General features: G+C 70.4%; 19 protein-coding genes. 12 read left to right on the forward strand and 7 right to left on the reverse strand.

Going from position 1 to position 19,863, the window contains the following annotated elements; translation table 11 throughout:
- Nucleotides 1-2: 2 nt before the first annotated feature.
- The 8 genes from ACFZAX_RS15830 to ACFZAX_RS15865 all read left to right on the forward strand — a co-directional run bounded on the left by ACFZAX_RS15830 (nucleotide 3) and on the right by ACFZAX_RS15865 (nucleotide 6,435).
- Nucleotides 3-182, forward strand: coding sequence for a hypothetical protein (locus ACFZAX_RS15830; protein ID WP_390962077.1), 180 nt, complete (start codon nucleotides 3-5; stop codon nucleotides 180-182).
- 110 nt (nucleotides 183-292) lie between these two features.
- On the forward strand, nucleotides 293-1,030 hold the full coding sequence (locus ACFZAX_RS15835; RefSeq protein WP_390962078.1) for a TIGR02391 family protein: 738 nt from the start codon (nucleotides 293-295) through the stop codon (nucleotides 1,028-1,030).
- Between the two features lie 171 nt (nucleotides 1,031-1,201).
- Nucleotides 1,202-1,333: a hypothetical protein gene (locus tag ACFZAX_RS15840; RefSeq protein ID WP_390962079.1), complete on the forward strand. Its 132-nt coding sequence runs from the start codon at nucleotides 1,202-1,204 to the stop codon at nucleotides 1,331-1,333.
- Nucleotides 1,334-1,503: 170 nt separating this feature from the next.
- Nucleotides 1,504-1,848: a hypothetical protein gene (locus ACFZAX_RS15845; protein ID WP_390962080.1), complete on the forward strand. Its 345-nt coding sequence runs from the start codon at nucleotides 1,504-1,506 to the stop codon at nucleotides 1,846-1,848.
- 1,008 nt (nucleotides 1,849-2,856) lie between these two features.
- Nucleotides 2,857-4,269, forward strand: a complete 1,413-nt coding sequence (locus tag ACFZAX_RS15850; protein WP_390962081.1) for a hypothetical protein — start codon at nucleotides 2,857-2,859, stop codon at nucleotides 4,267-4,269.
- A 904-nt stretch (nucleotides 4,270-5,173) separates the two neighbouring features.
- Complete coding sequence (locus tag ACFZAX_RS15855; protein WP_390962082.1) at nucleotides 5,174-5,362, forward strand: hypothetical protein; 189 nt, start codon at nucleotides 5,174-5,176, stop codon at nucleotides 5,360-5,362.
- Between the two features lie 78 nt (nucleotides 5,363-5,440).
- Nucleotides 5,441-5,794, forward strand: a complete 354-nt coding sequence (locus ACFZAX_RS15860; RefSeq protein WP_390962084.1) for a hypothetical protein — start codon at nucleotides 5,441-5,443, stop codon at nucleotides 5,792-5,794.
- 158 nt (nucleotides 5,795-5,952) lie between these two features.
- Nucleotides 5,953-6,435: a hypothetical protein gene (locus ACFZAX_RS15865; RefSeq protein WP_390962085.1), complete on the forward strand. Its 483-nt coding sequence runs from the start codon at nucleotides 5,953-5,955 to the stop codon at nucleotides 6,433-6,435.
- A 537-nt stretch (nucleotides 6,436-6,972) separates the two neighbouring features.
- Here ACFZAX_RS15865 and ACFZAX_RS15870 read toward each other — a convergent pair.
- Both ACFZAX_RS15870 and ACFZAX_RS15875 read right to left on the reverse strand, forming a co-directional pair.
- Nucleotides 6,973-7,170, reverse strand: coding sequence for a hypothetical protein (locus ACFZAX_RS15870; RefSeq protein WP_390962087.1), 198 nt, complete (start codon nucleotides 7,168-7,170; stop codon nucleotides 6,973-6,975).
- A 370-nt stretch (nucleotides 7,171-7,540) separates the two neighbouring features.
- Entirely contained in the window at nucleotides 7,541-8,197 is a 657-nt protein-coding gene (locus tag ACFZAX_RS15875; RefSeq protein ID WP_390962088.1) for a WHG domain-containing protein, read from the reverse strand.
- Nucleotides 8,198-8,424: 227 nt separating this feature from the next.
- Here ACFZAX_RS15875 and ACFZAX_RS15880 point away from each other — a divergent pair, with 227 nt between their 5' ends.
- The 3 genes from ACFZAX_RS15880 (at nucleotide 8,425) to ACFZAX_RS15890 (ending at nucleotide 10,551) form a co-directional block, all read left to right on the forward strand.
- Nucleotides 8,425-9,456, forward strand: a complete 1,032-nt coding sequence (locus ACFZAX_RS15880) for a zinc-binding dehydrogenase (RefSeq protein ID WP_390962089.1) — start codon at nucleotides 8,425-8,427, stop codon at nucleotides 9,454-9,456.
- Nucleotides 9,457-9,592: 136 nt separating this feature from the next.
- The gene (locus ACFZAX_RS15885; protein WP_390962090.1) at nucleotides 9,593-10,114 is read left to right on the forward strand and encodes an SRPBCC family protein; all 522 of its coding nucleotides are present in this window, start codon (nucleotides 9,593-9,595) and stop codon (nucleotides 10,112-10,114) included.
- Between the two features lie 50 nt (nucleotides 10,115-10,164).
- Nucleotides 10,165-10,551: a VOC family protein gene (locus ACFZAX_RS15890; RefSeq protein WP_327175942.1), complete on the forward strand. Its 387-nt coding sequence runs from the start codon at nucleotides 10,165-10,167 to the stop codon at nucleotides 10,549-10,551.
- A gap of 74 nt (nucleotides 10,552-10,625) precedes the next feature.
- On the opposite strand, the gene ACFZAX_RS15895 is transcribed toward ACFZAX_RS15890, so the two are convergent.
- Nucleotides 10,626-12,713 carry a TerD family protein gene (locus ACFZAX_RS15895; RefSeq protein WP_390962093.1) on the reverse strand — a complete coding sequence of 696 codons (2,088 nt, stop codon included), beginning with the start codon at nucleotides 12,711-12,713 and terminating at the stop codon, nucleotides 10,626-10,628.
- 240 nt (nucleotides 12,714-12,953) lie between these two features.
- Between ACFZAX_RS15895 and ACFZAX_RS15900 the strand changes: the two genes are divergently transcribed.
- A complete protein-coding gene (locus ACFZAX_RS15900) occupies nucleotides 12,954-13,520 on the forward strand; it encodes an AAA family ATPase (RefSeq protein WP_390962095.1) in 567 nt (188 codons plus the stop codon).
- 140 nt (nucleotides 13,521-13,660) lie between these two features.
- On the opposite strand, the gene ACFZAX_RS15905 is transcribed toward ACFZAX_RS15900, so the two are convergent.
- The 4 genes from ACFZAX_RS15905 to ACFZAX_RS15920 form a co-directional block, all read right to left on the reverse strand.
- A complete protein-coding gene (locus ACFZAX_RS15905; protein ID WP_390962097.1) occupies nucleotides 13,661-14,692 on the reverse strand; it encodes a substrate-binding domain-containing protein in 1,032 nt (343 codons plus the stop codon).
- A gap of 1,001 nt (nucleotides 14,693-15,693) precedes the next feature.
- Nucleotides 15,694-17,145, reverse strand: a complete 1,452-nt coding sequence (locus ACFZAX_RS15910; protein ID WP_390962099.1) for a GH1 family beta-glucosidase — start codon at nucleotides 17,143-17,145, stop codon at nucleotides 15,694-15,696.
- Nucleotides 17,146-17,246: 101 nt separating this feature from the next.
- On the reverse strand, nucleotides 17,247-18,164 hold the full coding sequence (locus ACFZAX_RS15915; protein ID WP_390962101.1) for an ABC transporter permease subunit: 918 nt from the start codon (nucleotides 18,162-18,164) through the stop codon (nucleotides 17,247-17,249).
- Between the two features lie 18 nt (nucleotides 18,165-18,182).
- Nucleotides 18,183-19,178 carry an ABC transporter permease subunit gene (locus ACFZAX_RS15920; RefSeq protein WP_390962103.1) on the reverse strand — a complete coding sequence of 332 codons (996 nt, stop codon included), beginning with the start codon at nucleotides 19,176-19,178 and terminating at the stop codon, nucleotides 18,183-18,185.
- Between the last annotated feature and the right edge of the window lie 685 nt (nucleotides 19,179-19,863).

Here is a 19,863-nt window from a genome sequence, read left to right on the forward strand (position 1 = left end):
ACATGGGAGTCCAGGACGGCACCACCGTCTGGGAGAGCCGCGAGGCAGCCCACGCCGACGTCTTCCGCTTCATCAAGGTCGAGTACAACCGCACTGGGCTCGCCAGGCACCCCGAGTTCGGGTGCCTCACCCCACTCAAGACCCGAGCCAGGCTGCGGCACAGCTTCACCCCCGCAGCGTAAGCAACCTCAGCGGGGGAACTTCAGCGCCCGACCAGCTGGGAGCTGCGACACGCCGCCGTCTCGGTGACGAATTCTCCCTGGCTGCCGTTGAGGGCGAGCATCATGCAGCTATGACGCAGATCAATCGCGAGTGGGCGATATCCAAGCTGAGGGGCTACATCGAGGCCGCCTCAATCACCTACGTGCCGGACGGGCCGAACACGATCGGCTTCTGGACCTACAAGTTGGACAAGCCGAAGGCTGAGGTCCAAGCCGCTACACAGATCATCGAGCAGGTCCTCGATCGCACTCTCCCTGGGTGGCGGACAGCGGAGTGGACGGAACCAAAGCGGCAGCCGTTCTGGCGTGAACGCGAGGCCGCACATAGAGCCATTGCCCAGTTGGAGGCGGAGCAGGAGCTCGCGGACAACCTCGGCTCCGGCGCACCGCAGTTGGACGCTTCGACGCTGCATCCGTGGGTATGGGGCAGCGTCCAGGGCCTGTGGAGTAGCGGGCACTACCGGCAGGCGGTCGGGGTGGCTGCCGTGGCGGTGAACGCCCATTCCCAGGCCAAGCTCGGGCGGAAGGACCTGTCGGAGTCAAAGCTCCTCGGGGACGCGTTCAGCCTCAAGGACCCCGAGCCGGGCAAGCCGCGCCTTCGCCTGCCGCCGAAGGAAGACAGCGACACGTGGCGATCCCGGCACGACGGGGCGGCCGCGTTCGCCCGCGGCGTGTACGCGGCGATCCGGAACCCGATCGCCCACGAGGCCGGCGACGAGCTCGACGAGAACGAGGCGCTGGAGCAGCTGGCCGCGTTCAGCATCCTCGCCCGGTGGATCGACACGGCCACGGTGGAGAAGACCCCCTGACGTACCGCAGCCCCCTGCCGGTGTACGGGTGGCCACGCCTCCCTCCAGAGCGGGGGCACCCTCGTCGTGCCCTCCCTGGACTGATATGGCCGCAGCCTCCAGGCCTGGTGAACATGGTCACCGAACTCCGCACGCGCCAAATCGGCTTCACCGTCAACTCCGACATCCTGCGTGCTGCCCGCAATCTGCTGCCCAATCGCGGACCTGCTCGGCGTCAGCCTCGGCACGCTCCACAACGTGCCCGACCTCAAGGATCTCCGAAGGCTCTGCGTCCTCACCCAACTCGAAAGCGACGTCCAGTGACCACGACACCCCCTCCTCTACCGCCACCTCCTGTGCACCTTCCTCTACTGGTGCCGAGCCGCCCCTCGATCGGTCAACTCCAGCAGGAAGCCCGCGCGATCCTGAGGGCCGGCGCCCCGGTGCCGCTTCCCCTGCCCGTCCGTCGCCTGCAACGCAGGCTCTTGGAACGGATGAGGCAAGAGCTGGTCGACACCGGAGCCCGCCTCCACCGTCTGTACGTTCTGGAGATCGCGGGGCCCAATCCCCGAATCAAGATCGGGCGCAGCAAAAACCCTTGGGGGCGCATCCCCCAGCACCTCCGGGAGATGAACCGCTATCAGTACGGCCTGGTCGACCTGCACCTCACCGACTCCGTCCCCGCCCACGCGATAGAGCGAGCCGAAACGCAAGCTCACCGCTTCATGACCAAGTTCGGCACCCCCATCGCGCAGGAGGAGTTCACGAACAGCGACTTCGCCTCCGCTGTCACCTGCGCCGACATCGCCGCCATGCTCGCGGCCTCTGACTCCGACTGATGCGGCCACGACGCCCCGCCGTGCAACCTGCTAAGGAGAGGACCCACGTTCATGCCCCACGACAGCCCTGAAGAGGAGATTCACTCTCGGGGATTGGAACCCCTGGAACCTTATCCTGGCACCAGCGGTGTCCCCTGGCGCTGCCGCTGCCCCAACGGCCACGAGGTCGAGGTAGTCCTCTACCAGCTCCGCGCGGAGACGACGCCCGGCTGTCCCACATGCGGCCGGTCCGAAGCAGGGCGCCGCCGCCGCGAGGCCGCCGAGGTCAAGCACACCGCCGCCATGAGGGCGGCCGGGTATGAACCGCTGGAGCCCTACCCCGGCAGCGGGACGCCGTGGCGGTGCCGACACCTCGCGTGCGGGAACATCGTCAATCCGAGACCCACGTACATCAGTGACGGCAGGGTCGGGTGCACGGAGTGTGCGAAGGAAAGCCGCCGGATCATCTTCCAAGAGCGCGCCGGTGGGGCCGAACGAGCCGAAGCGGACATGCGGTCGGTCGGACTCGAACCGCTGGAGCCCTACCCCGGCAGCGGGGCGCCGTGGCGCTGCCGCTGCACCACGTGCGGGCACGTCGGCGCGCGGCGGCTGTCCTACATCCGCAACTTGATCAAGGTGCGAGCGGAATCGGGGTGCGCCGCCTGCAACCACAAGGCCCGCGGGGAGCAGCAGCGCAGGGCTAACGCTACTCAAGCCGAGGCCCTGATGCGCGCGGCCGGGTACGAGCCCTTGGAGCCCTACCACTCCGCCTCGACCCCCTGGCACTGCCGTCACACGTTCTGTGGCGAAGAAGTCCGGGTGAGGGCCTCCAGCGTTCGCCAAGGCTACGATCCGTGTCCCCTATGCCGGAGCGAGGGATACAAGCAGCGGGGTGCCGCCAGCCGTACCGACTCGGAGGAAGCCGGTGCCCTGATGCGCGCGCACGGCTTCGAGCCGCTGGACCCCTACCCCGGTGCCTCCGTGGGTTGGCGCTGCCGCTGCGCTACGTGTGGGAAGGAGTCCAGGCCCATGTACTCCGGTGTCAAGGGCCGCGGGTACGGCTGCAGGCACTGCGCGGGAAGCGCACCGCTGGACCCCGAGATCTGCGCGGGTGAAATGCGTGCGCACGGCTTCGAGCCGCTGGAACTCTATCCCGGCAGTGACAAGCGCTGGCTCTGCCGTTGCCCCAACGGCCACCAGGTGCACCTGCGGCTGACCGGTGTCCGCACGGGCAAGGGCTGCCGGATGTGCGCCACGCATGGCATCGACCTGGCAGGGCCGGCGAAGGTCTACGTGATCACCCACCGAAGGTGGGGCGCGGTCAAGGTCGGCATCGGTGCCTGCACCGGCTACAACTCTCGGCTTATCCAGCACGAACGCCACGGGTGGCAGCTGCATCAGGCCCGTGATTACACCACCGGCGCGGCGGCCTACGACGTTGAGCAGGCAGTGCTGGACCGCCTGCGTGAGGCCGGACTGAGCCCCTTCCTCGCCAAGGACGTCATGCCGAACGGCTGGAGCGAGACCTGCTCCGCCGACCGCGTTACGGCGGCCGAGGTGTGGGCCATGGTCGAAGAGGAAACCCGGAATGTGCAGGAGCCTTACGATCCCCGAGTCGGCGGCCGGCCTCGTGCCGCAGTTCTGTTCGACGCGGACGCGGCGGTCGCCGAGATGCGGGCCTGCGGGTACGAACCGCTTGAGCCCTACCCCGGCCGTACAAACGCGACCTGGCCCTCCCGCTGCATGACCTGCGGGCACGAGGGGCGCCCGACCTTCAACGCCGTACGCAATGCGGGCCAGCGGTGTCGCGTCTGCCGAGTGAAGGCGACGCAGGCCAAACGCGCCGCCGCGAACGCTCCGAAGGCCGGCGAAGTGATGCGCGCAGCCGGGCTCGAACCGCTGGAGCCCTACCCCGGCAGCGGAACACCGTGGCGGTGCCGCTGTACCACGTGCGGTAGCGAAACCACCCCCACGTACTCCAACGTTAACGGCGGTTCAAGTGGCTGCCGGTTCTGCGCCTTCAACTCGGTGAACGACGAGAGTGCCTCCGCTGAGATGCGTACCGCCGGATTTGAACCGTTGGAGCCGTATCCCGGCCGGACCACGGACCGGTGGCGTTGTCGCTGTTCCTGCGGCACCGAAGTCGCGATGCGGCTGTCCTCTATCCGGTCGGGGACTGTTGGCTGCAAGAAGTGCCCCCGGGCTGGCGGCCGGACTGAGCCGGCGAAAGCCGCCGCGGAGGCGCATGCAGCCGGGTTCGAACCACTGGAGCCCTATCCGGGGAAGACCACCGACCGGTGGCGCTGCCGTTGCCTGTGCGGCGCGGATGCCACTCTGACCCTGACTAGCATCAGGGGAGGCCGTACCGGATGCGAGAAGTGCTCCCGAAACGCGACGCGGCGAACTCCTCCCACCATGCACACCACCGCAGGAACGGAGTAACCGTCTCGATCACCACGTCACCGCGGCGCAACCACTGATACTTCGCAGTACAGCCGCAACCAGCCGGTAGACGTTGCCTCCATCTATATCTCGGCGAACCCCAACGAGCCGCCAACCCTGACGGCACCTATCAGCCAAGTCCGGCTTTTCCAAAGCGCGCCACTCCGTACAAGCTGCGGCGGTCGCAAAAAGGAGAACCGCCTTGACTCAAGAAGTGCACCCACCGATCTCACTCCACGGATACGCGGAGGCCGCCACCATCCTCAAAGTTGAGGAGTCGTGGCTGCGCCGTCACATCAAGAGGCTGCCGCACAGCAAACTCGGGGGACACGTCCGCATCACCGACGGGGACCTGCGACGCATCGTGGTTCTCTTCCACCAGGAGCCTTCCGCAACGAAATTGGTTGTGCCCAGTGACGCTGTCGGCCTTGGACCGCTCCGATCCCTACGACCCATTCCCCGCTCTACGGTGGGACGTGCGTCCTGACGTCGGCGCCCGCTCTTGCCTCACGCCCCCTGGGAGCCCGCCGACGATCCCGAGGGGCCGTTTCCCTGCCCGGGTCGGTAGTACCTCCGGAGAGGCGCGGCCAGGAGACGCGCCCAAATCCGTTGCGCAGGAAGCGCTCTACACGAAGATCGCCAAGGCTGCGAAGGCGGTCGACACCAACTACGGCGTCGGCACCGCCACCATCCTGCGGGGCCTCGCTGAGGCGTACGCGTGGACAAGCAACACAGCGCAGCCCCACTGACCCGCACCTACCCACCCATCGACGCCCGTCACCGCACAGGTGGCGGGCGTTCGCCGTGACCAAACCGAGACGAGCGCCTCCGTCACATGTACGCCCCTCCACCCGATAACACACCTTCACCGGCAACCCCGCTGGCCCGCACGAAGGAAACCCCCATGCCCTACGCCAACGACCCGCAGCGACTTGCCCGACTCCTCCGCGACCTTGCTGCCGCCCTCGAAGCCTCCGGCGTCGACCCGTCCGGAAGCAGCCGCGAGCGCCACCTTCTCGATGACGCGCGCACCGCGGCACGCGAGTTGGACCCGCCGAAGCCGCGAGGGCCCGGTCGTCTGCACGCCTTGTGATCCGACCGGAGGCAGCATTGTCGGTCCCGTGCCCTACGGTGTGAGTAGGCGCGGGGCCTGACCCTCCGAGGAGGAGCAATGCGTCACGCCTACGTAAACGCCGCGAAGTTCATCGGCCGCGTGCTGCCCGAGCCCTACGAAACTGCGCTCGGCGGACATGTTCCGGAAGCCGTCCACCACCTGCTGGCCACCGTCTTCGCCGACGTCGTTTGCCCGCCGACCGGACACCGCATCCCGTGGCAGGACTGCTACGACACCGCGCAGAGACGCCCGCTCCCTCACAAGGCAGGCTTCCTGCTGGAGCACGGGGAGCCGCGCCCGATCCCCACCCACCTCACCGGACTTGCGGCGCGCCGGTATCGGGCGGCGGGGCGGATCGCGGTCCGCATCGAGCGGGCGGCCCGCACGATGCCCCTCGGCAACCAGGGTTGAAACCGTCACAGAGAAGAAGGAAGTTTGCTATGTCAGGCGCAGCATGGTTGGCATCATCGGCAGGCATAGCTGGCGCCGGAGCAGCTTGGTTCGCAGCTGTCAACGGCGTTCGCACGCTTACTCAAACCCGGAAGGACAGCGTCGGAAGAAGTCGACCGATGGTGGTTGCCGAGTTCCGTGACGCCTACCCATCCCGTGGGTCGCTGTATCTCGTCGTGCGGAACTACGGGCAGTCCGTAGCCAGAAACGTCCAAGTCACCTTCTCCCCCGAGATCGCCGATCCACCAGCCGCGAAGGAGCACGAGAGCGTCATCCCCTTCTTGAAGAAGCGCTACGTCCAGCCGATCGCGGTGCTCACTCCGGGAACCGAGTTGTCGAACGTCTACTACGCCAGCACGCCCGGCACGAACGGGAAATTCGAGAACTGGGAGGACGTGCCCGACCAGATCACGGTCACTCTCAAGTACACGTCGGCCGACGAGAAGCAGGAGTACACGGACTCCTACCGCCTTGACGTTGACCTCTTCATGAGTGGTACGAGCATCAGGTCCTCTGAGTCGCTGGAGGCCCAGGTGAAGAACATCTCGCGGTCTCTCAAGGACATCGCGAAGCACCTAGAGACAATCAAGAGGGACAAGTGAACGTGCAAACGGCGTCTCGAGTGTGATCCGAGCGTTTGGCCATGGCCAAACGGAATCGCGGGCAGCGTCACACCAACGCACACCGCGTCATACATATGCACCCGTTCGTCCGCTTTCCCAGCAAAGCCGCAGGTCACGATCGGAATACGAAACAGGTTCGAGTCCCGTTACTCACCCTTGAAGGAGAAGGCCCGATCTGCGGAAGCAGATCGGGCCTTTTTCATGTGTTCCCGTTCGTTCCCGTCACGGCACCAGGGGTGCCCGGGCAGAGGCCTCCCAGGCGTACATCAGCCTCGACGGCCGATGACGATCGGCTTCGGCGTCGAGGCGGGCGAGGCCGCCCCGGCGGACGGTCGCCGCACGGCGCAGGTCCCTGCCGTGGCAGGGGAGATGCCGGGGTGCAGAACCTCCGGCCAGGACCCCGCCCCGGCCGCCGCCACCAGTGATCACGCGTGGACCCACGTCCTGCGGCCATGACCGCGGATCGCATCGGGCGGCCGCCTCCTGGCGACAGGGACGTGGCGCGGAGCGGGGCGGTCAGGCCGACGGGGAACGACCGACCCGGTGCCCGTCGAGGACGACCTCCAGCCAGGTGTAGCAGTCGCCGATCCACAGCCCGACCTCCGCCCCACACCCCGCGCAGGCGAGATTGGGACCGTCGAAACCGCCCGGCCCGCAGCAGCCGTCCCAGCGGCTCCGGATCTCCGTGGTACCGACCAGATCACCCGGGCTCAACAGCAGATCCACCGCCGGCTCGCGTTCCGCCCCGGAGGTTTCCGAGCCGGTGCCCGGCGTACGGCGGTGGATACGCCCCGGCTGGGGGTCACGGGCGAAGGTTCCTGCCGCCATCCTCGGCGGGCAGGGGTTAACGGGAGAGTCGAGCGGCGTCCACGCCTCGCCCTCCGCCGGCGGAGGCACTTCGCGCACCGGCACGGACAACCGGGCACCGCACACAGCACACGAGACGACTTCGCTGCCGGCGTTCTCCCCGGCGCCTGTTCCCCTCCGCATCAGCACACCTTACCCACCGTCACCGGTAGGCCGTTCTCGCGCGTCCAGGGGTGGCGGCGGGCGCCCCGCGCACCACCCGGCCCGCCCCAGCGGCTCACCCGCCGGTGAGGGACTCCACCTCGGCCGCGTACAGCAGGGCCGGGTCCAGGCCCATGCCGGTGAAGTGGCCGGCGAGTTCCAGTGAGAGCACACCGTGCAGGCGGGTCCAGAGGGCCAGTGCGAGGCGCAGGGCCGCCGGTGGGGCGTCGGGGCGGGCTCCCGCCCAGTCGCGGTGGTCCGCCAGGTGCGCCTCGAAGGCGTCCGCCTCCGGTCCGCCGCCGACGGACGCCGTCGCGGTGGCGCACGCGCCGAGCAGGACGGTCATCATCTCCCCGGCGATCGCGGTGATGTCCCCGGGCGCCTCGTAGCCGGGTACGGGCGTGCCGTAGACGAGGAAGTACCGGTGCGGGTCCTCCAGCGCCCAGCGCCTCAGCACCTGCGCGAGGCCGGCCGGACCGGCTTCCTCACCGGCCGCAGCGAAGGCGTCGGCGATGCTGCGGTAGGCGTCCCGCACCAGCTCGGTGATCAGTTCGTCGCGACCGGAGAAGTAGCGGTAGAGGGCCGGGCCGCTCATCCCCATCTGCTTGGCGATGGCGTTGAGGGAGAGACCCGAGGCGCCTGCCGTGGCGATCTGCTCGCGGGCGCACTTCTTGACCTCCGCCCGGACCTGCTGCCGGTACCGCTCTCGCGGGGTCGAACCGCTGTCGGCCACGTCCGCCGCCTCCTCGCATCGGTGAAGTCCGCGGGGTCCCGCACGGCCGTACGCCGCACCCACCCGACCGTTAGAAGGTATCACTCACGCCACTGCCCCTCACATCCGTTGCCGCTGCCGCTTGACGCGAACGCGATTTGCAGTCACTCTCGTTATAGCTTCTAACGAACGCGAGCAGCGCAAACGCGCAGCTCGGTCCATGCGGTACGAGCGAACGGGAGATCGTCATGCGTGACGACGAACGCGTCCAGGTGGTCCTGCCGGGCAAGGTCGAGCCGGAGGGGCTGGAGCTGAGCTTCGGCCCCGTTCCGGCCCCGGCGGCGGGGCAGGTCCTGGTGCGGATGGAGGCGACGGGAGTGTCGTTCGCCGAGCAGCAGATGCGACGGGGCCGGTACTACGACCAGCCCGCGTTCCCCTTCGTCCCCGGTTACGACCTGGTCGGTACGGTGCTGGCGACCGGCCCCGGCGTCGGCTCCGGGCTGATCGGGAGGCGGGTCGCCGCCCTGACGAAGACCGGCGGGTGGGCCAGTCATGTGGTGCTGGAGGCCACCGACGTGGTCGAGGTGCCGGACGGCGTAGGAGCCGCCGAGGCGGAGACCGCGGTCGTCAACGGCATCACCGCCTGGCAGATGCTGCACCGCAGGGCCAAGGTGCGCAGCGGCGCGACCGTTCTGGTCCACGGCGCCAACGGCGGGGTGGGGTCGGTCCTCGTGCAGCTGGCGACCGCCGCGGGCGCCACGGTCGTCGGTACGGCTTCCGCCCGCCACCACGAAGGGCTGCGCGCGCTCGGAGTGACCCCCGTCGACTACCGGAACGAGGACGTCGTGGCCCGGGTCCGTGAGCTGGCTCCCGGCGGGCTGGATGCCGTGTTCGACCACGTCGGCGGCCGGAGCGTCGTCGACTCCTGGGGCCTGCTCGCCCGGGGCGGCACCCTCGTCTCCTACGGCAGCGCCGCCACCCGCGACGACGAGGGCTCGGGCTCGCTGCCCGTACTGAAGCTGCTGGGGCGCGTCTGGCTCTGGAACTGGCTGCCCAACGGTCGCAGCGCCTACTTCTTCAACGTCTGGGCCGGCCGCACCTGGGCCAGGGCCCGCTTCCGGGCCCGGCTGCGCACCGACCTCACCCAGGTGTTCGCGGCCCTCCAGCGGGGCGACCTCACCGCCCGGATCGCGGCGGAGATCCCGCTCGCCCGGGTCTCCGAAGCGATGCGGCTGGCCGAATCCGGCACGGTCGCCGGGAAGGTCGTCCTCGTGCCGTAACCCGGTCTTCCCGCCGCACCTCACGGCACCTCACGGCACCGCACAGCCCCGCACCGCACCCCACGTCACCACCGCACGGCACCGCACGCCACATCACCTCACCCCACGTCACCTCACCGCACACAGGAGAAGCACCATGATCGTCCCCTTCCTCGCCAAGGCCGCCGCCCTTCCCGTCGCCTTCCTGCTCGGCCTGACCGGCACGGGGCGAGCGCCCATCGGTGTCGACACCTCCGCTCCGGTCATCACCCGCGAGGACATCGTGATCCACGCGCCCCTGGAGCGGATCTGGCGGATCCAGACGGACGTCGAGAGCTGGCCGCAGTGGCAGCCCGACGTCAGTGAGGCGACCAAGGTGACCCCCGGCCCGCTCCGGCCCGGTTCCGTCTTCCGCTGGTCGGTGGAGGGGCTGAGCGGCATCGAATCCACGGTCCAGCAGGTCGAGCCCGGCCGCCGCATCGTCTGGGGCGGCCCCGCCCAGGGCATCACCGCGGTACACGTATGGACCTTCACCACGCGCGAGGACGGGGTGCACATCCACACCGAGGAGTCCTGGGCCGGGGACCCCGTGGACGCCGCGACCCCCGCGCTCCAGGCCGCGCTCGACGCCTCGTTGGACCACTGGGTGCACAACCTCAAGGATCGCGCGGAGCGCTGACCCCCTGTCGCGCCCCGGGCCGGGCCCACGACCGGCGTAACGTCGCGTACATGGTGCACGTACTGAGCAGCCGGACGCTGTTGCGTCCCACCGACCCCGAGCGCACCCGCGCCTTCTACGGCCAGGCCCTCGGCCTGGCGGTCCACCGCGAGTTCGGTACCGGCCCGGAGCGCGGCACGGTCTACTTCCTGGGCGGCGGGTTCCTCGAAGTATCCGGCCGGGGCGACACCCCGCCCTCCCCCGACCTGCGGCTCTGGCTCCAGGTCGCCGATGTCGCCGCCGCCCACGAGGAGCTCCGCGCACGCGGTGTACCGATCCTGCGCCCGCCGGTCCAGGAGCCGTGGGGGCTGATCGAGATGTGGATCGCCGATCCGGACGGGCTGCGCATCGCGGTGATCGAGGTCCCGGCGGACCACCCGTTGCGCAGCCGTCCGTAAGCCCGGCCCGACGAGCCCGGCCCGACGAGCCCGGCCCGACGAGCCCGGCCCCGGCGGACCCGCCCACCGGCGGCTCAGCCGCCCGTGGGCGCCTCGCCGGACCGGCCCCGCGGCGCGCTCCTGGTGTCGAGGTGCGCGACGACCGTGGTGTGGAACCGGTGCACCGCGTCGTCGACGCTCCGGATGAACCCGGCCTCGGCGCTGCCGCGACCACTGCCCATGCCCTTGAGGAGGGAGAGCCGGAAGCCGGTGATCTGCGATCCGTCCTTGGGGAGCAGATCGGCCGGCTCGGGCCGCAGGCGCTCCAGCGTGCCGCGCGGGCCCGGGGTCTCCCCGTCGAGGAGCGTCTCGATGTGCAGGTCGGCCGGGGCGGAGTCGAGTTGGCGGAGGAACCGCTTGACCCGGCTCAGCGGGTAGCCCTGCGCGGCCCACGGCACCTCGATGGAGGTCCGCAGCTTCCCCGTCCGCAGATCCGCCGTCAGCGTCAGCGCGCCCGGCACGCCCTCGATGCGGAGCCCGGCTTCCAACCGGCCCTGCGCGCAGAGGTGATCGGCCTGCTCGGTACGCCGTCCGGTCGGGTCCACGCCGCGCCGGGTGCGCTGGAGGGGCAGCACCTTCTGCCCGAGTTCGCCGCCCAGCCGCAGGCATACCTGGCGCACCAGGCGTTCCCAGCTCTCGATGACCTGCATCGCCCGGGGGTCGCCCACGCAGAGGGTCTCGTCGTCGATTCCCTTGCGGACCGGGACCCAGGCGGCGCCCATGTTGTGGAAGCCGTGACAGCCGGAGTTCTCGTGCTGGAGGTACTGGAGCAACTCCGCGAGGATCCAGACGTGCGCGGCGTTGCCGACACCTTCGTGCCGGATGAGCATCTGCGCCTGGTGGACGACGTCGGCCCAGGAGAGGTGCCAGAGGGCGACCTTGTGCTTGCGCCGCCCGTCCACACGTACGGAGACCAGCGGGCTGCCTTCCAGCGCGACGTCGTTGGAGAGCGTGATGACGGCCTCGTACCCCCGGCGGGCGGCGATGTCCATGTACGCCTGCACCTGGTCGTCCTTGAGGGGATTGCCGTTCGTCTTCGTCTCGACCAGGGCGGTCCAGAGCTTGCCCGCGCGCTCGACGCGGATCACTCCGTCCGGCCGCTTGGGTGTGTCCCCGTGCGGCAGCGACACCTCGGTGTACGTCTCCATGCGCCCCGCGGGCGCACCGAATCCGGCGGTGAGCCGCCGGCCGAACTCCGGGACCTGGGCCATCACCGCGAGGACGACGGACGTGGCCCGGGTCTCACGCTCCCGGTCGTTCTTGAGGGCGGGTACGGGGAAGAGCCGGGCCGGCTGCCAGGCGTCGGTCTCCGCGAGCGACTTCTTCGCCGTCCGCTGGATGGTGACCTTCTTCCGGGCGGTACGCGGACGGCGGGAGACGGGTACCGCAGCCTCGGGCACCGTGGCCGTGTCGGCCGCGCTCCGGGGGGAGGGCACGGTGGCCCCGGTGGCGCCGGACGGGGCCTCCGGCGCCGCCTCGTCCGATCCGGGGGCCTCGGGGACCGCCGGAAGACCCTGCTCCGGTGAAGCCGCCTCTTCGGCCTCGGCGGACTCGGCGGGCTCGGCCTCCGTCGCCGCGTCGTCGTCGATGTCCACACCGAAGTCCGTGGCCAGACCTGCCAGTCCGGAGGCGTACCCCTGTCCGACCGCGCGGAACTTCCACTCGCCGGCCCGCCGGTAGAGCTCACCGAAGACGAGAGCGCTGACCTCGCCCGCCTCCTCGACGGCGAAGGAGAGCAGCCCTTCGCCCGAGCTGTCCGCGAGGGTGAGCCTCAGGTCGTCGAGCTCGCCGAACCGGGCGCCTCCGTAACGGCTGGCCGCGACCACCAGACGGTCGACGGACGTCGGAACCGCGTCGAGGTCGAAGCTGATCCGGTCCTCGTCTCCGTCGGCGGAGGGCGTCTTCCCGAGGAGCTGCACGCTTCCCTCACCCGCGAGCGGGGTGTTGTAGAAGCAGAAGTCGGTGTCGTCCCGCACCTTGCCGTTCTCGTCGAGCAGCAGCACCGAGACGTCCGCGTCGCCCTCCCCCGTGGCGCTGCTCCAGCCCAGGCTCACGACGACCGATCCGACGTCCTCGCTCAGCGTGGACAGCCCGACGTTCGCGCCTTTGACCATGGTGCGCATGTGGCCCCCCGGATGCACTGCCGCTCCGGAACGCACCCGGCGGCTCGACATGTGACCAGGTGTGGTGCGTCACACGCTCGCCGTACCTGGGGCACTGTAGTCCGCGAGGTGGAGTCGGTGTGGTGACCATGTGAAATTTTCCCTTTCCCTTACCCATCCACCCGCAGTGGACGTGGCGGGCGGGCGTGACGCCGACCGGGGGGCCGCTCCCGGCTCCCGCTGCCGGTTTACGCTGCCCCGATGCGACGCATCCTGGTCGTCGGCATCACCGGTGCCGGCAAGTCCACCCTCGCGCGGGCCCTCGCGGCGCGGCTGGATGTGCCCTGGTACGAGATGGACGCGCTCCACTTCTCCGGGCCCGGGTGGGCGGTGAGCGCGGATTTCGGGCGGGCGGTGGCGGCGATCGTCGAGGAGGAGCGCTGGATCTTCGACTCGTACGGGTCCCCGGAGGTCCGCGACCTCGTCTGGGAGAGGGCCGACACGGTGGTGTGGCTGGATTACCCCCGGCGGGTGGTCATGCCGAGGGTGTTGCGGCGCTCACTGCTGCGGACGGTGACGCGGCGCCGGATCTTCGGCGGGAACCGGGAGCGGGCCGTGGAGTGGCTGTCGCGGGACCACCCCGTGCTGTCGTCCTGGTACGGGCACGCGGCGCGGCGTACGGAGATCGGCAGGCGGACCGGGGCGCCGCGCGACGTACCGCTGCGGGTGGTGCGGTTCGACTCGCCCCGCGATGCCCGCCGGTGGCTGCGTGGCCTCGCGCGGAAGGGTGCCGGGAGCCCGTCCGGCGTGGCGGACGACACGGCCTGAGCGGGGCACGACGCGCGCCCGACTGCCGCCCCGTCGCACCGCCCGACGCCGGCCGCACCGGTCGGCCACACCGTACGGACGCCCCGTTCGACGGTCCCGTTCGACGGCCGCGTCCACGGCCCGGGAGCCGTCCGGAAGCCTCACGAGGAGGCGCGGACCACCAGTTCGGTCGGGAGCACCAGGTGGGGGCGCTCGTCGCTGGGGTCGGTGATCTGCTGGAGGAGGACCTCGGTCATGGCGCGCCCCATCTCCTCTATCGGCTGACGGACGCTGGTGAGGCCGGGTTCCATGTGACGGGCCACCACCGAGTCGTCGAAGCCGACGAGGGCCACGTCGTCCGGGATGCGGCGTCCTGCCTCGCGCAGGACGTGGCGGGCGCCTGCCGCCATCACGTCGGAGGCGGCGAAGACGGCGTCCAGGTCGGGATGGCGGGCGAGCAGCTCGGTCATCGCGCGGGCGCCGCCCTCCTCGGTGAAGTCGGCGAGAGCGATGAGGCGTTCGTCCGGGGCGAGGCCAGCTTCGGCGAGGGCCCTGCGGTAGCCGTCCAGGCGGCGCTGGGCGCCGTAGACCTCCAGGCGGCCGGTGATGGTGCCGATGGTGCGGCGGCCCTGCGCGATGAGGTGCGCGACGGCGCTCCGACCGCCCTGGAAGTTGTCGGAGTCGACCGAGGCGAGCGGCTCGTCGGCGCCGCGCTGGCCGCTGATGACGCACGGCATGCCGAGCTGCTCAAGGAGCTCGGGCAGCGGGTCGTCGGCGTGCACGGAGACCAGCAGGACGCCGTCCACGCGGTGCGCGGTGAGGTACTGGGCGAGTCTGCGGCGCTCGCGGTCGTTGCCGGCGAGGGTGAGCAGCAGCTGCATGTCGGTGTCGGCGAGGGCGGCGCCCACCCCGCGCACTATGTCGGAGAAGTAGGGCTCGGCGAAGAAACGGGCCTCGGGTTCGGGTACCACGAGCGCGATGGCGTCGGTGCGGTTCCCGGCCAGTGCACGAGCCGCGCGATTGGGTACGTATCCCAGTTCGGCGATGGCGGCCTCGACCACTTCGCGGGTCTGATCGCTGACGCGCGGCGATCCGTTGATGACGCGGGAGACCGTGCCGCGGCCCACACCCGCTCTGACGGCGACCTCTTCGAGCGTCGGCCGCCCGCCGCCCCGTACGCGTGCTGACACCATGTCCGCCTCCCGTTTCGCCGTCAACTTCTCACAGTCGAATATGTCGAACCAAGCCCTGTCGAAAGATTCCCTTGACACGTTTCCGGACCCGGGGGCTGCCGAAGAGCACCAAATTTGGGAGCGCTCCCAATCGTACGGGACGGGTCTCGGGCCTTTCGTTGGGATCAGGCCGGGTCAGGGAGCGGGGCCGGGTGTCGTGCATCGCCAGGCGGAGGAGGGAGTCGACGCGGAGCGTCGGCGACCGACGACAACGCCGCGAGGTGCGGCGCCCGGGCACGCGAGCCCGGCACGACCCCAACGAGAGGCCCCAAACCTTTCGTTGGGATCAGGCCGGGTCAGGGAGCAGGGCCGGGTGTCGTGCATCGCCAGGCGGAGGAGGGAGTCGACGCGGAGCGTCGGCGACCGACGACAACGCCGCGAGGTGCGGCACCCGGGCACGCGAGCCCGGCCTGATCCCAATGAGAGGCCCCAAACCTTTCGTTGGGATCAGGCCGGGTCAGGGAGCGGGGCCGGGTGTCGTGCATCGCCAGGCGGAGGAGGGAGTCGACGCGGAGCGTCGGCGACCGACGACAACGCCGCGAGGTGCGGCGCCCGGGCACGCGAGCCCGGCACGACCCCAACGAGAGGCCCCAAACCTTTCGTTGGGATCAGGCCGGGTCAGGGAGCAGGGCCGGGTGTCGTGCATCGCCAGGCGGAGGAGGGAGTCGACGCGGAGCGTCGGCGACCGACGACAACGCCGCGAGGTGCGGCACCCGGGCACGCGAGCCCGGCACGACCCCACATGACCCCGACGAGAGGCCCGGGCCCTTCGTTCAGGACGCACGAAGACCCGGCTGCGTTCACAGCCGGGTCTCGGTGCCGGAGGCGTGTGGAGCGCCCCCGTGACGCAGGGTGGGCGGGGAGGCCGTCTGCGCCGAGGGGGTGCCGGGGGAAGTCCGGGCCGGTCAGGCGGCCACGACTCCCCCGGCACCCCCGGGCTCGACGCCGCGGGTGCACAAGTGTCAGGCCTGCGGCAGACCGTGACGGCGGATCACGTCGGAGTACCAGTGGGCGCTCGCCTTGGGGGTGCGGGTCTGCGTGGCGTAGTCGACGTAGACCATGCCGAAGCGCTTCGAATAGCCGTACGCCCACTCGAAGTTGTCCATCAGTGACCAGAGGAAGTAGCCGCGGACGTCCGCGCCGTCGGCGATGGCACGACGGACCGCGTCGATGTGGCCGTGCAGGTACGCGATGCGCTCCGGGTCCTCGACGCGGCCCTCGGGCGAGACGTAGTCGTCGAAGGCGGCGCCGTTCTCGGTGACCATGAGGGCGACGTCGGGGAACTCGCGGGCGGTGTCGACCAGCAGGGCGTGCAGGCCGTCGGGGTCGACGGACCAGTCCATCGCCGTGACGGGCTTGCCCTCGGCCTTGTGGAAGGCGACGTGCTCCGAGCCGGGCCACGGCGAGTGCGCGCTGTCGCCGTGCGCGTGGCTGTTGCTTTCCGCGCCGCCGCCCGACGGGTCGGTGACCAAGGTCGGCGCGTAGTAGTTGATGCCGAGGACGTCGATCGGGCGGGAGATCGTCGCCAGGTCGCCGTCGTGGACCAGCTTCGACCAGTCGACCAGGTGCTTGGTGTCGGCGATCAGGTCCTCGGGGTACGCGCCGTGCAGGATCGGGCCGGTGAAGACCCGGTTGCCGACCGCGTCGATGCGGCGGGCCGCGTCGACGTCACCGGGGGCGTCGCTGAGCGGGCGCACCTGGTGGAGGTTGAGGGTGACCGAGGTCTGCGCACTGGCGGGGATGGAAGCGCGCAGAGCCTCGATCGCCCGTCCGTGGGCGAGGTTGAGGTGGTGGGCCGCCTGGAGGGACGCGCCGGGGTCGGTACGGCCGGGGGCGTGGACGCCCGAGGCGTAACCGAGGTAGGCGGAGCACCAGGGCTCGTTGAGCGTGGTCCACGTGCCGACGCGGTCGCCGAGGGCGCCGGCCATGATCGCCGCGTAGTCGGCGAACCGCTCGGCGGTGGCGCGCTCGGGCCAGCCGCCGGCGTCCTCCAGCTCCTGCGGGAGGTCCCAGTGGTACAGGGTCGCGACGGGCTGGATGCCCGCTTCCAGCAGCTCGTCGACGAGCTTGCGGTAGAAGTCGAGGCCGCGCTCGACGGCCGGGCCGCGGCCGGTGGGCTGGACGCGGGACCAGGAGATGGAGAAGCGGTAGGCGCCGAGGCCCAGCTCCTTCATCAGCGCCACGTCGTCGCGGTAGCGGTGGTAGTGGTCCCCGGCGATGTCACCGGTGTCGCCGTTGTGGACCTTGCCGGGGGTGTGGGAGAAGGTGTCCCAGATGGACGGCGTACGGCCGTCCTCCGAGGCCGCGCCTTCGACCTGGTAGGCGGCGGTGGCCGCGCCCCAGACGAATCCGGGCGGGAAGACGAGGGCGTCGGCGGCCTGCTTGGGGGCGAGGTCAGGGCGTACAGCTGTCATGCGGGAGCGCTCCCATGGATGAAGAGGAAGAGGGGGTCCGGTGCCCGCGCGGGCACCGGTGGGGGCGTCGCGCGGGCGCCCGGAGGTGCGGGCCGGGTGTCTCAGCCCTTGACCGCGCCGGACATGATGCCGCCGACGATCTGCTTGCCGAAGATCACGAACACCGCCAGCAGGGGCAGCGTACTGATCAGGGCGCCTGCCATGACGATGGACTGGTCCGGCGTGTACGAGGCGCTCAGCTGGCCCAGAGCCACCTGGATGGTGGGGTTCGCCTGGTTGAGCGCGAGATACGGCCAGAAGAAGTCGTTCCACGCCTGGACGAAGGTGAGCATGCCGAGCACCATCATCGCGGGACGCGCCACCGGGAGCACCACGCTGAGCACGATGCGGAAGTTGCTCGCGCCGTCGATCTTGGCGGCCTCGATCAGCTCGTACGGAAGCGCCTCCAGCAGGTACTGCCGCATGAAGAAGACACCGAACGCGCTCACCAGGGTCGGGAAGATCACCGACTCCAGCTTTCCGCCCCAGCCGATGTCCGACATCATCATGAACAGCGGCACGACGCTGAGCTGCGGCGGGATCGTCAGGGTGGCGATGACCGCGGTCATCAGCCAACCCCGGCCCTTGAAGCGCATCTTGGCGAAGGCGTAGCCGGCGAGGGTGCAGAAGAACAGCGTCGCGGCGGTGATGGACGCCGAGACGATGAGGGTGTTGACGATGGCCTTGCCGAGGTTGGCACCGTCCCAGGCGGCCTGGAGGTTGTGCCAGAGCCGGCCGCCCGGCAGGAACGGCGGCGTGCTGGCCAGGACTTCGTCCTGGGTGTGCGAGGCGGCGACGAACGTCCAGTACAGCGGCAGGATCGAGCCGATGCCGATGACGATCAGCGCGATGTAGGTGAACGGCCCGGCCTTGTGGGTGTCGCCCGCGCCCATGGCGAGGCGGACCTTGCGGGGAGCGCGGCGGTCCGGCTTCGGACGCCCGGGGGCGGAGACCTTGGCGGGGGTGCTGGTGATGGTCATGAGAGGTATCGCTCCCGGTCAGGCCGCGGAACGGCGTACGAAGCGGCTGATGATCCAGTTGATCAACGCGATGGCCAGCAGGATGGCGAGCATGACCCAGGCCACGGCGGCCGACAGGCCGAGGTGTTGCAGGTTCCAGCCGTAGTTGTAGAGGTAGATGCTCAACGTCTCGTACTGGTGCTCGGTGCCACCGATGGCGCCGATCGCGCCGCCTTCCAGCAGCAGCGGCTCACCGAACAGCTGCATGGAGCCGATGGTGGAGATGACGATCGTGAAGAGGATCGTCGGCCGCAGCGAGGGGATGGTCACCTTGAGGAACTGCTGCCAGCGGTTGGCGCCGTCCAGCGAGGCCGCCTCGTAGAGGTCGCCCGGCACGGCCTGCATCGCGGCGAGGTAGATCAGCGCGTTGTAGCCGGTCCACCGCCAGATCACGATGACCGAGATGGCGATCTTCGACGTCCAGTGCCCGTTGCCCCAGTTGGTGTCGCCGAAGCCGACGAAGTGCAGGACCCAGTTGAGGAGCCCGCCGTCGGTCCGGAAGACCAGGGCGAAGACGAGGGCCGCGGTGGCGACCGACGTCGCGTACGGCGTGAGGATGATGGTGCGCCAGAAGGTGCTGGCGCGCAGCTTGTAGTTGAGCAGGTGGGCCAGGCCCAGCGCCACCAGCAGCTGCGGAACGGTGGAGAGGACACCGATCACGAACGTGTTGGTGAGGGCCGTCCAGAACTCGGAGTCCTGGAAGATCTTCGTGAAGTTGTCGAAGCCGACCCATTCCATCTGGTCCATGCCGGTCATCTCGACCCGGTGGAGGGCGATCCACCCGGTGTAGATGAGCGGGTAGAGGCCGAAGGCCGCGAAGACCAGGAAGAAGGGGGCTATGTACGCGTACGGGGACGCCTTGTCGTCGAACCGCCACAGCCGGCTCCGCCAGGTCTGCCGGCTGCTCGCCGGTTGCTGTCGGGAACCACGGGGTGGCGGGACGTAGGCGTCCCGGGTGGGGGTCGAGGTTGCCACGGGCGGGAGTCCTTCCCTGGGGTGCGCCGGCGGGCGCGTCGATCGGTACCGGGCCGGCCCGGATACGGGACTGCGTGTCCCGGTGCGGTGCCGAGCGGTGCCGGTCGTGTGGGGCTGGATGGGCGGAGCCGTCCGTCCCGGGGCCGGCCTGTGCGGAGCCGGCTGGAGGGGCGAACGGGATGGTGCGGGCCGGGGAGGGCCGGTGGTGCGTGCGCGCGGACGGGGCTCTCGGAACCTCGGGGCGGCGGACCGGCAGAACCGGTTCCCGCCTTCACCTACGAGCCGGGGAGGCCCGTGGTTCAGCTGCGGGGAAACCCCTGCGCGGCGGGCCGGGGAGGCCGACGGCTCGGCTTCGGCGGCGGGCCGGGCGGAGGCCCGACGGCCGTCCGTGCGGGTGGTGCGGTGGGTACTGCGTGCGGGCGGTGCGGTGGTGCGGGTGCTGCGTGATGCGGATGGTGCTTGATGCGGGTGCTGCCGTGATGCGGGTGCTGCCGTGGTGCGGGTGCTGCCGTGGTGCGGGTGCTGCCGTGGTGCGGGTGGTGCCGCGCGCCGGCCGGCGGTTGCGCGTACCGGCCGTTCCTCGCTGTCGGGCGGGGGGGCCCCCCCCCCGGGGGGGGGGGGCGGGGGGCCCCCGCCGGGGGGGGGGGGGCCCCCCCCCCCCCCGGGGGGGGGGGCCGCCCCGCGC

It is taken from the genome of Streptomyces sp. NPDC008125 (assembly GCF_042957125.1).
Classification (GTDB): domain Bacteria; phylum Actinomycetota; class Actinomycetes; order Streptomycetales; family Streptomycetaceae; genus Streptomyces.